We start from the raw sequence: 12,993 nt of genomic DNA, 5'->3' as shown, positions 1-12,993 counted from the left end.
TTAAAAATATCGCAACGCTTTTCAAACAACAATCCGCCCCGAAAGCCCTGCCATGCCCGCCATCCGCCGCATCTACGGCTACACGCCCTCTGCTGCCCCCGCCATTTTCTGCGACCGCCTCTACCCACGCGGCATCCGCAAAGAAACCTTCGCCGCCGTACAGTGGCTCAAAGACATTGCCCCTTCCGCCGAGCTGCGCCACTGGTATCATATCGCGCCGCAAGAGCGTTTCCCCGAATTTGCCGCGCGCTACACCGAAGAGCTGCAAAGCGGCAGCGCCCATGCCGCACTGCTGGCGCTGAAAAAGCAGCTGGCCGCCGCGCCGGATACCGTGTTGCTCACCGCCGTGCGCTGCCCGCAGCAGAGCCATCTTTCGGTGTTGGCCGAAGTATTGGGCTGGGAAAAGGTGGATTGGGGCGATGGCGCTTGAGGCGTTTGAACGGTTTTATAGCTATCTGTACTGTCTGCGGCTCGCCGCCTTGTCCTGATTTTTGTTAATTCACTATAACTGCGTTGAGGCTGCGCTTTAGCTGGGCAGAAACTCGCTTCGCTCGTGTTAACTGCGTTGAAGCTCGCGCTTTCAGGTAGCCTCAAACACCGCATTCTCGGTAAAATAGAGCTTTCAGCCCATTCAACCACGCATAGCATGAATATTTTCGACACCGCCCTGCCCGATGTGAAAATCATCGAGCCCGAAGCCCACGGCGACGAGCGCGGCTTCTTTATGGAAACCTTCCGCGACAACTGGTTTCGCGAGCACATCGGCCACCACACTTTCGTGCAGGAAAACCACTCCCGATCCGAGCATGGCGTGCTGCGCGGCCTGCACTATCAAACCGTTTGCCCGCAAGGCAAGCTGGTGCGCGTGGTGGCGGGCAGCGTGTTCGACGTGGCCGTGGATTTGCGCCGCTCCTCGCCCACTTTCGGCCATTGGGTGGGCGCAGTGCTTTCTGCCGAAAACCTCTACCAAATGTGGATTCCGCCCGGCTTCGCCCACGGCTTCTACACCACCGACAGCCACGCCGACATCGTGTATAAATGCACCAATTACTACCAGCCCGACCACGAACACACCCTGTTCTGGCACGACCCCGCCGTGGGCATCGACTGGCCGCTGGCCGCCCCGCCGCTACTTTCCGGCAAAGATGCCGCCGGCAGCCTGCTGGCACAGGCCGTATTGTTCGATTAAAGGCTACCTGAAACCATGAAACTCATCATCCTCGACCGCGACGGCGTGCTCAATCAAGACCGCGACGACTTCGTCAAATCCGAAGACGAATGGATTCCCCTGCCCGGCAGCATGGATGCCGTGGCGCTGTTCAAGCAGGCCGACTACACCGTCGTGATCGCCACCAACCAATCCGGCATCGGCCGCCGCTATTTCTCCATGCAAGACCTCAACGAAATGCACGAAAAAATGCACCGCCTGGCCAATGAAGCCGGCGGCAGCATCGACGGCATCTGGTTTTGCCCGCACACCGATGCCGACCACTGCTCCTGCCGCAAGCCCAAGCCCGGCATGGTGGAAGACATCCTCAACCGCTTCAACACCGACGCGCGCGGCGTGTATCTCGTGGGCGACAGCCTGCGCGATTTGCAAGCCATCGATGCCGTGGGCGGCCTGCCCGTGCTCGTGCTCACCGGCAAAGGCAAGAAAACCCTCGCCGCCGGCGGGCTACCTGAAAACACCCAAGTGTTTGACGATCTGCTTGCCTTCGCCCACCACCTCATCCAAACCGGCGACGAACAGGAGGCCTAATGTTCTCACTCTGGATACGCAACCTCACCTACTGGCTGCTGATGGCCATCATCACGCCGCCCCTGTTCCTCTTGATGCTGCTCACCGCCCCCATCCCCGGCGCCCTCCACGCCCTCGCCACCCGCTGGGCACTGATGCTGATGTGGCTTTTGGAAAACATCGTCGGCCTCAAATACCGCGTGGAAGGTGCAGAAAACATCCCTGCAGGCCCCGCCATTATCTGCTGCAAACACCAATCCGGCTGGGAAACGCTGGCCACGCAGAAAATCTTCCCGCCCCAGGTATTCGTAGCCAAGCGCGAGCTGTTCCGTATCCCCTTCTTCGGCTGGGGGCTCAAGCTCGCCGGCACCATCGGCATCGACCGGCGCAACCCCGGCAAAGCCTCCGCCCAAATCATCGAGCAAGGCAGCAAACGCAAAGCGCAAGGCTATTGGATTACCATTTTCCCCGAAGGCACGCGCATGCCGCCCGGCAGCAAAGGCCGCTATAAAAGCGGTGCCGCCCGTACTGCCCAGCTGCTGGAAATGGACATCGTGCCCGTTGCCCTCAACAGCGGCGAATTTTGGCCGAAAAACTCTTTCCTCAAACATCCCGGTGAAATCAGCGTCATCATCTGCCCGCCGATTAAACACGATTCCGGCAGCATCGCCGAGCTCACCGCCGCCATCGAAGAAACCATCGAAAGCCAAATGCCCCGCATCACCGGCCGCGGCCCCTGCTACGGCGGCGCCAAACTGAGCAGCAAACAGCAAGGCAGTGCAGTATGAAGCCGAAGATGGATGGCGATACCATCGGGGCCATCGTCTTCGCCCTGGCCTCCCTTCTCTTCGTGTGGCGTTATCTTGCCGCCGATTTGCGGCATAGCGAAATCCGCCCCATTTGGCGGCAGATCCTGATCAGTAGCGGCATTGCCGTCATCATTGCCAGTCTGCTGTATTATTTGGGCATCTTCGGCTAAAACCGCCATTGGATAAGTTTTCAGGTAGCCTTGAAGGCTACCTGAAAATATTTCTGTGTACTCTGTGGCAAGCTGCACCTTGCGCTCACCAGCAGCAAAAGGCCATAACAAGCCGAATTGACTTTCAATACAAGGGAGAGCCGCAGACAGTACAGAAATCCGGCAAGGCGAACCAACGCGGTAGCGAAAGTTAAGTTGGTTTGTTATACCTGAAACCCGCCTGCTACGTTGTTTAACTGCACTTTAGCTTCGTAGAAACTCGCTTCATTCGCTTTCAGGTAGCCTATCCCATGCCTGCCGATTACAATAGCCTTTTCCCCTGACAACAAAACACCAGCCCGCCATGAACCCACACCTATCACAACTCCAGCCCTACCCCTTCGCCCGCCTGCGCGAAGCGATGCAAGGCGTGCACCCGCCCGAGGGCGTTGCGCCCGTGCCGCTGCAAATCGGCGAACCCAAACACCCCGCCCCCGCCGTGATTACAGATGCGCTCACCGCCGCCCTGCCGCACCTCGATACCTATCCGCAAACCGCAGGCCTGCCCGAACTGCGTCAGGCCTGCGCCGGCTTCCTGCAACGCCGCTACGGCCTCGCGCTCGATCCAGACAGCGAAATCCTGCCCGTGCTGGGCAGCCGCGAAGCCCTGTTTTCCTTCGTACAGGCGGCACTGGGTGGCAACGAGCAGGAAAAGCCCGTGGTGGTGTGCCCCAATCCGTTTTATCAGATTTACGAAGGCGCCGCGCTCCTGGCCGGGGCGGAAACCGCATTTGCCAACTGCCGCGCCCCGCACTTCAAGCCAGACTGGGGCAGCATTCCCGCAGCCGTGTGGCAGCGCGTGAAACTGGTGTTTGTTTGCTCGCCGCACAATCCCTGCGGCAGCGTGATGCAAAAAGCCGACTGGGCAGAACTCTTTGGATTGCAAAGCCGTTATGGCTTCATCATCGCCGCCGACGAATGCTATTCCGAAATTTATTTCGAAGGCGAGCCACCCATCGGCTGCCTGCAGGCCGCTGCCGAATTGGGGCGCGATTTCAGCAAACTGGTGATGTTCACCAGCCTCTCCAAACGCTCCAACGTGCCCGGCCTACGCTCCGGTTTCGTGGCCGGCGATGCCGCACTGCTCAAAGATTTCCTGCTCTACCGCACCTACCACGGCAGCGCCATGGGCATTCCCGTGCAGATGGCCAGCATCGCCGCTTGGAACGATGAAACGCATGTGCTGGAAAACCGACGCCTGTATCAGGAAAAATTCGCCCGTGTGCTGCCGATTCTGGCACAAGGTTTTGAGGTAACGCGGCCGGACGCCTCGTTCTATATTTGGCTGCAAGCGCCCGACAGCGACGATTTGGCCTTCGCCCGCATCCTGTGGCGAGAAGCTGCCATCCAAGTGTTGCCCGGCCGTTTTCTGGCGCGCAACACCGCGCAAGGCAACCCCGGCGCCGGCTATGTTCGTATTGCCCTAGTCGCCCCCGTGGCCGACTGCGTGGCCGCGGCGGAGAAGATTGTGGAAATCCGACAGTGTTGTTATCCACAGCATAAAGAGGCTACCTGAAAACCGTCCCTGCCATTAGCAACAAACTTTATCAACATAAATATAAAATGTAGACAAATAAGGATGCGGCTCGCTACGCTTGCCTTACCCTGCCGCGTCATCCATTCTTTGAGTTTTATAAAAAATCGCCCTTGGCCATCTCTATGACACAAGGGAATCTTTGCTTACATCAACATAGGCTAACCGTCAAGAACTCACCTAATATACTGTTCAGATTAGGTTTTACTGATTACCCCGCTGCTGTGGAATAATATAGAGGCTACCTGAAATTTTAGCTTCACAAAAACCAGCGTTGCTCGTTCTCAGGTAGCCTTATCAATTAATAGTGGGATTCCTGAAACCTATTTGGGAAAACAAACCAAAGCCCAGCAGCCTCAAGAATCCCACCATAATAAAATAAAGCCCAGCAAATAAATGCAAAGCTTTATTTTATTTTTGTATCAAACTACCAAATTATTTGGCAGCACTGGTAGCTGCTTCAGAAGCCATCATAGCGGTTTCAGAAGCCATCATAGCAGCTTCAGAAGCCATTGCAGGTTCAGAAGCCATCATAGCAGTTTCAGAAGCCATTGCGGTTTCAGAAGCCATCATAGCAGCTTCAGAAGCCATTGCAGGTTCAGAAGCAGCAGAAGCAGCAGGAGCCGGGGCTTCACCACCACAAGCAGCTAGGAACAAAGACATCAGGGCAGCGGCCAATAAAGATTTTTTCATGTTGAATTACCTCTAACAAAGTTCAAGTTATAACTTAAAAATTCCCTATCTGCAGACCTCTAGCCGTCTCACAGATAAATTCCAATCAAGAATTACCGCGTATTATCCGCTGTTTGATGCCAGCTGGCAATTAAACTGCCTACTCTATTTGCCGCACGCAAGCATCTGCTGCCAAAATTCTTCTCGTCCAACGCGCCGCACAAGCTGTATACTAATTAACGTATGCTATTCTGATAATAAGAATGCTCTAATCTTAACTAAGTAAAAATAATATATTTTTCATGCCAATACTAGTCAAAGCAACCCTCTAATATCTTTATTGCCATACCCATACCCCTGTCTGCAAACCATACCCAATTAACCAAAATTAACTTGTGCAAAAAAACAACAAGGTCTATCCCTGCCTACATTAGCTACCATTTTTCCACATCATTTCATCAGAAGTGTATGTCAATCTGCCAATTCACATAAAATCCATTATCTGCCTGAGCGTATACCGCCATAGCAAACCGATTTAGCTTTGGATATCAGGCAACAAGTTGCAGACAGAGACAGTACAAACAGTATGGTAAAGCGAAATAACACTGTAGCAAAAGCCAAGTTGATTTGCTATAAAATACAGCCTTTGATTTTTCAGGTAGCCTTTCATCATGCTTGTTCTCGGCATCGAATCCTCCTGTGACGAAACCGGCGTGGCGCTCTACAGCACCGAACACGGCCTCATCGGCAACCAGCTGCACACCCAAATGACCATGCATGCCGAATACGGCGGCGTGGTGCCCGAGCTGGCCAGCCGCGACCACATCCGCCGTCTCGTGCCGCTCACCCAAGCCTGCCTGCACGAAGCCGGCAAAAACTACGCCGACATCGATGCCGTCGCCCATACCCAAGGCCCCGGCCTTGGCAGCGCACTTCTGGCCGGCTGCGCCTATGCCAACGCGCTCGCCTTTTCGTTGGGCAAACCCGTGATCCCCGTACACCACCTCGAAGGCCACCTGCTCTCCCCGCTGTTAGCCGAAGAGAAGCCCGACTTTCCCTTCGTTGCCCTGCTCGTATCCGGCGGCCACACCCAATTCATGGCAGTGCGCGGCATCGGGAACTACGAACTGCTCGGCGAAAGCGTGGACGACGCCGCCGGCGAAGCCTTCGATAAAACCGCCAAACTGCTCGGCCTGCCCTACCCCGGCGGCGCAAAACTTTCCAAATTGGCCAAGCTCGGCCGTCCCGATGCTTTCACCTTTCCCCGCCCCATGCTGCATTCGCGCGATTTGCAGATGAGCTTCTCCGGCCTCAAAACCGCCGTGCTCACTGCTGTGCAAAATGTGCGCGCCGAACATGGCGGCAGCCTGCCGGACGCCATCCGCAACGATATCTGCCGCGCCTTTCAAGACGCCGTGGTGGATGTGCTGCTGGCCAAGTCCCGCCAAGCCCTGCTGCACACCGGCTACCGCACCCTTGTGGTGGCCGGCGGTGTGGGCGCCAACTGGAAACTGCGTGCCGAACTCGCCGCACTGCAAGTACGCCCCAACCCCAAAGCCAAGCCCGAAACCGTGCGTACCTATTTCCCGCCGCTGCCACTGTGCACCGACAACGGCGCCATGATCGCCTTCGTCGGCGCCATGCACCTGCAACAAGCGCAGCCCGCCGCTGGCTTCAATGTGCGACCACGCTGGCCGCTGGCGGAAATCGTGCGATAAAACACTGCATACCTATTTTCAGGTAGCCTTCATTTCTAGCGACAGCACACCGGCAAGCCACCCAAGCACACCGCCGAATCTGATACAATCCGCACTTTTCCCGCCAACCGCCGCCCGGCTCACCGTTATGACCCAACACACCGCCCGCAAACGCTTCGGGCAGAACTTTCTGCAAGATTCCCGCATCATTGCCGACATTGTCCAGGCCGTGCGGCCGCAGCCCGCCGATACCGTAGTGGAAATCGGCCCCGGCCTCGGTGCGATTACCGAGCCCCTGGCCGCCAAGCTCGATTGCCTGCATGTGTGCGAAATCGACCGCGACATCATAGGCTACCTGAAAACCCGGCCCTATGCCGGTAAACTCGTTATCCACGAAGGCGATGTATTGCAATTCGATTTCTCCAGTGTGCCCGGGCGCAAAAAAATCGTCGGCAACCTGCCCTACAACATCTCCACCCCGCTGCTGTTCCACCTCAGCCGCTATGCCGACGAAGTGGAAGACATGCACTTCATGCTGCAAAAAGAAGTGGTGGAACGCATGGTGGCCGAGCCCGGCAGCAACGATTTCGGCCGCTTGAGCGTGATGCTGCAATACTTCTTTGAAATGGAAAAACTGCTCGACGTGCCGCCCGAAGCCTTTTCCCCCACGCCCAAAGTCGATTCCGCCGTGGTGCGGCTGATTCCGGCCAAACACCGCATCGGGCAGGCGCAGGATTTCGAGCAATTCGCCGCCCTGGTGAAACAAGCCTTCCACCAGCGCCGCAAAACCATCCGCAACAACCTCAAAGGCCTAGCCGACGACGATGATTTGCAGGCCGCCGACATCAGCCCGCAAGAGCGCGCTGAGCATATCGCATCCGAAAAATATGTAGCCTTGGCCAACCTGTTAGCCCAAAAGGCCAGCTGAAACACAATCCCGCCCCGCGCCGATTGTTTCAACCGACAACCCAGCCGTTCCGGAAATAGAAAATGATCAAATTCAAAAACGTAAACAAATGGTTTAAAGAACTGCACGTTCTGAGCGACATCAACCTCGAAGTGAAAAAAGGTGAAGTGGTGGTGGTGTGTGGCCCCTCCGGCAGCGGCAAATCCACCCTCATCCGCACCGTAAACCAGCTCGAGCAAATCCAAAGTGGTGAAATCTGGGTGGACGGCGTAGACGTGGCCAGCCCTGCCACTGACCTGAACAAAATCCGTGCCGAAGTGGGCTTCGTGTTCCAGCATTTCAACCTTTATCCGCATTTGAGCGTGCTGGAAAACATCGTGCTCTCGCCGATAAAAGTGAAAAAGCAAAGCCGCGCCCAAGCTGAAGAAAAAGCACTACAACTCTTAGAGCGCGTGGGCCTGGCGCACAAAAAAGACGCCATGCCCGGCGAGCTTTCCGGCGGCCAGCAGCAGCGCGTGGCCATCGCCCGCGGCCTGGCCATGGAGCCGCAAGTGATGTTGTTTGACGAGCCCACCTCCGCGCTCGATCCGGAAATGGTGGGCGAAGTGCTCAAAGTAATGAAAGACTTGGCCGAAAGCGGCATGACCATGATGTGCGTAACCCACGAAATGGGCTTTGCCCGCGAAGTAGCCGACCGGATTATCTTTGTGGATCAGGGCAAAATCGTGGAAGTGGACACGCCGGAAGTATTCTTCACCAACCCGAGCAGCGAGCGGGCGAAGCAGTTTTTGAAACAGGTGATGAAGGCTTGATTGCCTAATTTGAAAAGTGGAAAAGGCTACCTGAAAACCGCTGGGCGGATTTTCAGGTAGCCTTTATCGCGTTGGGCTACACGCTGAAATATTGGAATACAAAGGCCGGCTCTTGGCCGTTTAAATAATATTCGCCCACAATATAACCGATGTGTTGCGCTTCCCCCTCTTCATACAGCTTGGCTTCCACGCCCACGGATTCTTCTTCGCTTTCCGGCTCCGCTTCCTCACCCTCTTCTTCCTCTTCATCATCGCTCAAATCGCCGAAGATGCTCAGGCCGGTGCTGCCACATTCAAACTTATCCATCTCCTCCATGGGAAAGAGATATAGCTTGGTTTTGTCTTCAATGAAATCCAGCATCTCGTCAATTTCTTCCAGAACCTCGCCGTGAATATCGAATTGCTCGGCCAAGGTTTGGGTGTCTTGCCGCTTGTAGGCATCTAAAAATGCTGCAATGGCTTGGTAAATTTCAGTTTTCAGTTTTAACGGGTACATAGCTGCTACTCCACCGATGGAAGATGGATGCCGCTGCGGACCGGAGACTACCTAAAATTCCCGGCTTGGTGGGAACTTCGCGGCACTGCGTTTTAGCTTCGCAGAAACTCACTTCGCTCGTTTTAGCTTCGCAGAAACTCACTTCGCTCGTTTTGGCGAAACTCGCGTAGCTCGCTTTCAGGTAGCCTTTTCCGCATTCGAACGGCAATGGGAAACGTATCGCTTCAAGCCCACGGCTCTTGGTTGACCTGTTTTTCGTAATCTGCCGGTTCTTCGGCTTCGGGCACGGCGGCGAAGCCTTCGGCGGTTTGGCGGTATACGGCGGCGCGGTAGGGGAAGCGCTCGATGATGGCGGCAATCGCGGCATCGAGCTCGGCTTTGGTTTCCCAAACTTGGCCGCAGTCGTCGCACATAAACAGCGAGCCGTCTTCGGGGTCGAGCTGGGTTACCCAGCCGGTGCAATGCGGCAGCGGGCAGCGGATTTTGAAGGCTTGGTTCATGATTGGGTTTCCTTGTGTTGTTATAGTGAATTAACAAAAACCAGTACAGCGTTGTCTCGCCTTGCCGTTCTATCTGTACTGTCTGCGGCTCGTCGCCTTGTCCTGATTTTTGTTAATTCACTATAGTTAGCGGTTTTCAGGTAGCCCTTTGGGGCGGCTACCGGATTGTTTGTAAACGATATGGCTTGCGGCAGTTTTCAGGTAGCCTCCGGCGGGAACAGTTTGCCGGGGTTGAACAGATTATGCGGGTCGAGCTGTTTCTTAATGGCACGCATCAGCTCGATTTCCACGGGGCTGCGCACGCTGGGCAGCCAGTGGTTTTTCACTTGGCCGATGCCGTGTTCGGCGGCAATCGTGCCCTGGCAGGCAAGAGTGTGTTGATAGACGATGCGGTTAATGCCGTCTTCGTATTCGTAGGCCTGGTTGCTGCGGATGTGCGGCAGGAAGGTGTTGAAATGCAAGCTGCCGTCGCCGAGGTGGCCGAATACGATGATTTCGATGCCCTCATAGGCCTGCTTGAGCGCGGCGGAGGCGTTGGCCACCAGTTCGGCTACGCGCTCGATGGGCACGGCGATATCGTGTTTGATGCTGGCACCGAGCGCTTTTTGCGCGGCGGAGATGTCTTCGCGCAGCCGCCACAGTTCGGCGCGTTCGCCCTCCGACTGCGCCAGCACGGCATTTTCCCAACCATGCTCAAACAAGAATCCGGCCAAATCGTCGGCCAATTCGGGGCGTGGCAGGCTGTCGTTCAATTCGAGCAAAATATGCCACTCGGCATCAATCGGCGGGCTGAGACGGCTATAGTCGGCGGAGAGGGCAAGCGCGGGGCGGCTCACCAGCTCGAAGCTGCACAGCCGCTCGGCGAAACGGCCTTGGATGTGGGTGAGCAAGCGCACGGCTTCTTCAATACTGTCTAAGCCAACCCAGGCGGTGGCGGTGGTTTGCGGCGGGGAGAAGAGCTTGAGCGTGGCGGCGGTGATGATGCCGAGCGTGCCTTCGCTGCCGATAAAGAGCTGGCGGATGTCGTAGCCGGTGGTGTTTTTGTGCAGCGGGGCGAGGTGGGAGAGCAGGCTGCCGGCTGGCAATACCACTTCCAGCCCGAGCACCAAATCGCGCGTGGTGCCGTAGCGCACCACGTTCAGCCCGCCGGCGTTGCAGGCGATGTTGCCGCCGATTTGGCAGGAGCCTTCGCTGGCGAGGCTGAGCGGAAACAGCCGCCCGGCTTGGGCAGCAGCTTCTTGCACGTTTTGCAGAATCGCGCCAGATTCCACGGTGATGGCGTTGTCGGCCAGGCTGAGGCTGCGGATGCGGTTGAGCCGCGAGAGGTTGAGCAAAATGCCGCCGTTTGGCACAGCTGCGCCGCAGAGGCCGGTGTTGCCGCCCTGCGGGGTAATCGGCACACGGTGTTCGGCACACCAGCGCACCAGCTTCTGCACGTTTTCCACGCTGTCGGGCATCACGGCGGCTGCCGCCTGGCCAATATAGCGGCCGCGCCGGTCGGCGAGCAGCGGGGCGGGGTCGGCAATGATTTCGCGTTCGCTGAGCAGGGCGCACAGGGCTTGCGGAATATGGGCGGGGTTCATTTGAGGCTACCTGAAAGATTGGGATGAGCAGTATTGTAGCGGCAAGACAGGGGTTTCAGGTAGCCTTTGGTCGCCTGCAGGTTACCTGAAAACCGAATATCGAATATTGCTTAAAAGTAATTTTTCATCGCCACCAATCTAACTTTACTTTTCCAACCAAGCGCCGTATAGTCGCCCAAGTTTACCACCCACACCACCAGGAATCTCTAATGAACAACACCCCGCAAAATCCCGTAAGCTGGTTTGCCCTCAATGTGCAAGACTTAGCACGTGCCGCCCGCTTCTACGAAACCGTGTTCGGCCTGCCCCTGCAAGAAGTACCCGGCAAAGACCCGCAACACAAAATGTATCTGTTCGCCCCCGCTTGGGAGCAATACGGCATCGGCGGCATGCTCTGGCACGACCCCGCTGCACAACCTGCCGGCCACGGCGGCATCACCGTGTTTTTCAACTGCGCCGACTGCACCGAAACCGCCCGTGCCGCCGAAGCGGCCGGTGGCAAAATACTCACCGCCAAATTCCCCATTTCCAACGGCTTTGCCGCCTTTATCGAAGACAGCGAAGGCAACCGCATCGGCCTGCATTCGCCCGCTTAAAATTTCAGGTAGCCCATGCCCAGCCCCATTAATATTGCCGAACTGCGCCGCCGCAACCTACGCGAATGGATCAACCGCCTGCACCAAGGCCGGCAGATTGATTTCGTATCCGCCACCGGCATCAACCAAGGTGAACTCTCCGCCCTGTTGAAAAACAAGCCCTTCGGCGAGCGCAAAGCCCGCAAAATCGAACACAGCGCCGGCATGCCCGCGCTGTGGCTCGATACCGACCACAACCAGCCCGCATCTGCCCCACAACCCACCCACAGGAATACCCATCCCATGTCCGCCCCCATTTCCACTATCCCCGAAATTCTGGCCGACCTCAAAGCCGGCAAAATGGTCATCATCACCGATGCCGAAGACCGCGAAAACGAAGGCGACCTGCTCATGGCCGCCCAATTCGTTACCCCCGAAGCCATCAACTTCATGATCAAACACGCCCGCGGCCTCGTGTGCCTGCCCATGGCCGAAGAGCTGGTAGACAAACTCAAACTCCCCCTCATGACCCAACACAACGGCGCGCAATACGGCACCAACTTCACCGTATCCATCGAAGCCGCCCACGGCATTTCCACCGGCATTTCCGCCGCCGACCGCGCGCTGACCATCCAAACCGCCGTTTCCCCTGCTGCCCGGCCAGAAGACATCGTCCAGCCCGGCCACATCTTCCCCCTGCGCGCCCAAAAAGGCGGCGTGCTCGTGCGCGCCGGCCACACCGAAGCCGGTGTCGATTTAGCCCAAATGTGCGGCCTCATCCCCGCCGCCGTTATCTGCGAAATCATCAACGACAACGGCACCATGGCGCACATGCCCGAGCTCACCGAATTCGCCCAGCAGCATGGCCTTAAGATCAGCACCATCACCGATCTCATCGAATACCGCAGTCGCACCGAAACCCTGCTCGAAGAAATGGGCAGTAGCCCCGTCCACACCCCCTGGGGCAATTTCCGCCAGCACGTTTATGTAGACAAACTCTCCGGCGAAACCCACCTCGCCTTGGTAAAAGGCAGCCCGCAGCCCGACACCGAAACCCTCGTGCGCGTACACGAACCCTTCAGCGCCATGGATTTCCTGCAAACCAACCCTCGCCACTCCTGGCCGCTGCCGCAAGCCCTTGAACGCATCCAAGCCGTCGAACACGGCGTCGCCATCCTGTTGCACCGCACCGAAGACGGCGCCGCCCTGCTCAACCGCACCCTGCCCAAAGGCAAAAACCAAACCCGCCAGTGGGACAGCAAAACCTACGGCATCGGCGCGCAAATCCTCGCCAACCTCCACGTGAAAAAAATGCGCGTGCTCGGCCAGCCCTCTTCCCTCACTGGCCTCACCGGCTTCGGGCTGGAAGTGACAGGGTTTGAGAGCTTAGAGTAGAATAATAAAGCAATTGACACAGGTAAAGGCTACCTGAAATTTTCAGGTAGAAAATCTACCACTGGG

General features: G+C 56.9%; 15 protein-coding genes. 11 read left to right on the top strand and 4 right to left on the bottom strand.

The genetic code is table 11. The features are described from left to right. Window positions 1–52: 52 nt before the first annotated feature. The 6 genes from A7P96_RS03520 (at window position 53) to dapC (ending at window position 4,272) form a co-directional block, all read left to right on the top strand. Entirely contained in the window at window positions 53–430 is a 378-nt protein-coding gene (locus A7P96_RS03520; protein ID WP_067524791.1) for a DUF488 domain-containing protein, read from the top strand. A gap of 216 nt (window positions 431–646) precedes the next feature. Continuing rightward, window positions 647–1,189 (top strand): dTDP-4-dehydrorhamnose 3,5-epimerase, encoded by a 543-nt coding sequence (gene rfbC / locus A7P96_RS03515; RefSeq protein ID WP_067524790.1) that lies wholly within the window; start codon window positions 647–649, stop codon window positions 1,187–1,189. Between the two features lie 15 nt (window positions 1,190–1,204). Then, a complete protein-coding gene (gene gmhB / locus A7P96_RS03510) occupies window positions 1,205–1,759 on the top strand; it encodes a D-glycero-beta-D-manno-heptose 1,7-bisphosphate 7-phosphatase (protein WP_067524789.1) in 555 nt (184 codons plus the stop codon). Beyond that, a complete protein-coding gene (locus tag A7P96_RS03505) occupies window positions 1,759–2,526 on the top strand; it encodes a 1-acyl-sn-glycerol-3-phosphate acyltransferase (RefSeq protein ID WP_067524787.1) in 768 nt (255 codons plus the stop codon). The genes gmhB and A7P96_RS03505 overlap by 1 nt, the downstream gene beginning before the upstream one ends. Continuing rightward, a complete protein-coding gene (locus A7P96_RS03500) occupies window positions 2,523–2,717 on the top strand; it encodes a hypothetical protein (protein ID WP_067524783.1) in 195 nt (64 codons plus the stop codon). Before A7P96_RS03505 ends, A7P96_RS03500 begins: the two co-directional genes overlap by 4 nt. A 343-nt stretch (window positions 2,718–3,060) precedes the next feature. Beyond that, window positions 3,061–4,272: a succinyldiaminopimelate transaminase gene (gene dapC, locus A7P96_RS03495; RefSeq protein WP_067524781.1), complete on the top strand. Its 1,212-nt coding sequence runs from the start codon at window positions 3,061–3,063 to the stop codon at window positions 4,270–4,272. Window positions 4,273–4,725: 453 nt separating this feature from the next. On the opposite strand, the gene A7P96_RS03490 is transcribed toward dapC, so the two are convergent. Next, window positions 4,726–4,983, bottom strand: coding sequence for a hypothetical protein (locus A7P96_RS03490; protein ID WP_067524780.1), 258 nt, complete (start codon window positions 4,981–4,983; stop codon window positions 4,726–4,728). Between the two features lie 650 nt (window positions 4,984–5,633). On the opposite strand from A7P96_RS03490, the gene tsaD reads away from it, so the two are divergent. From tsaD to A7P96_RS03475, 3 genes are all read left to right on the top strand, one after another. Beyond that, entirely contained in the window at window positions 5,634–6,680 is a 1,047-nt protein-coding gene (gene tsaD / locus A7P96_RS03485) for a tRNA (adenosine(37)-N6)-threonylcarbamoyltransferase complex transferase subunit TsaD (RefSeq protein ID WP_067524779.1), read from the top strand. 127 nt (window positions 6,681–6,807) lie between these two features. Then, window positions 6,808–7,587 (top strand): 16S rRNA (adenine(1518)-N(6)/adenine(1519)-N(6))-dimethyltransferase RsmA, encoded by a 780-nt coding sequence (gene rsmA / locus A7P96_RS03480; protein ID WP_067524777.1) that lies wholly within the window; start codon window positions 6,808–6,810, stop codon window positions 7,585–7,587. Between the two features lie 62 nt (window positions 7,588–7,649). Then, the gene (locus tag A7P96_RS03475; RefSeq protein ID WP_003822169.1) at window positions 7,650–8,378 is read left to right on the top strand and encodes an amino acid ABC transporter ATP-binding protein; all 729 of its coding nucleotides are present in this window, start codon (window positions 7,650–7,652) and stop codon (window positions 8,376–8,378) included. 76 nt (window positions 8,379–8,454) lie between these two features. Here A7P96_RS03475 and A7P96_RS03470 read toward each other — a convergent pair whose 3' ends face one another. From A7P96_RS03470 to A7P96_RS03460, 3 genes are all read right to left on the bottom strand, one after another. Continuing rightward, window positions 8,455–8,874 carry a hypothetical protein gene (locus tag A7P96_RS03470; protein ID WP_067524773.1) on the bottom strand — a complete coding sequence of 140 codons (420 nt, stop codon included), beginning with the start codon at window positions 8,872–8,874 and terminating at the stop codon, window positions 8,455–8,457. A 224-nt stretch (window positions 8,875–9,098) separates the two neighbouring features. Continuing rightward, window positions 9,099–9,374 (bottom strand): hypothetical protein, encoded by a 276-nt coding sequence (locus A7P96_RS03465; protein WP_064090268.1) that lies wholly within the window; start codon window positions 9,372–9,374, stop codon window positions 9,099–9,101. A 197-nt stretch (window positions 9,375–9,571) separates the two neighbouring features. After that, window positions 9,572–10,957: an FAD-binding oxidoreductase gene (locus A7P96_RS03460; RefSeq protein ID WP_067524771.1), complete on the bottom strand. Its 1,386-nt coding sequence runs from the start codon at window positions 10,955–10,957 to the stop codon at window positions 9,572–9,574. A 209-nt stretch (window positions 10,958–11,166) separates the two neighbouring features. On the opposite strand from A7P96_RS03460, the gene A7P96_RS03455 reads away from it, so the two are divergent. Then, entirely contained in the window at window positions 11,167–11,553 is a 387-nt protein-coding gene (locus A7P96_RS03455; protein WP_067442580.1) for a VOC family protein, read from the top strand. Window positions 11,554–11,568: 15 nt separating this feature from the next. After that, a complete protein-coding gene (gene ribBA, locus A7P96_RS03450; protein ID WP_067524769.1) occupies window positions 11,569–12,927 on the top strand; it encodes a bifunctional 3,4-dihydroxy-2-butanone-4-phosphate synthase/GTP cyclohydrolase II in 1,359 nt (452 codons plus the stop codon). The last annotated feature ends 66 nt before the right edge of the window (window positions 12,928–12,993 follow it).

It is taken from the genome of Eikenella sp. NML03-A-027, assembly GCF_001648395.1.
Classification (GTDB): Bacteria; Pseudomonadota; Gammaproteobacteria; order Burkholderiales; family Neisseriaceae; genus Eikenella; species Eikenella exigua.
The sequence above is the reverse complement of the archived record's forward strand: the minus strand, read 5'-3'. Positions and strand labels throughout refer to the sequence as shown.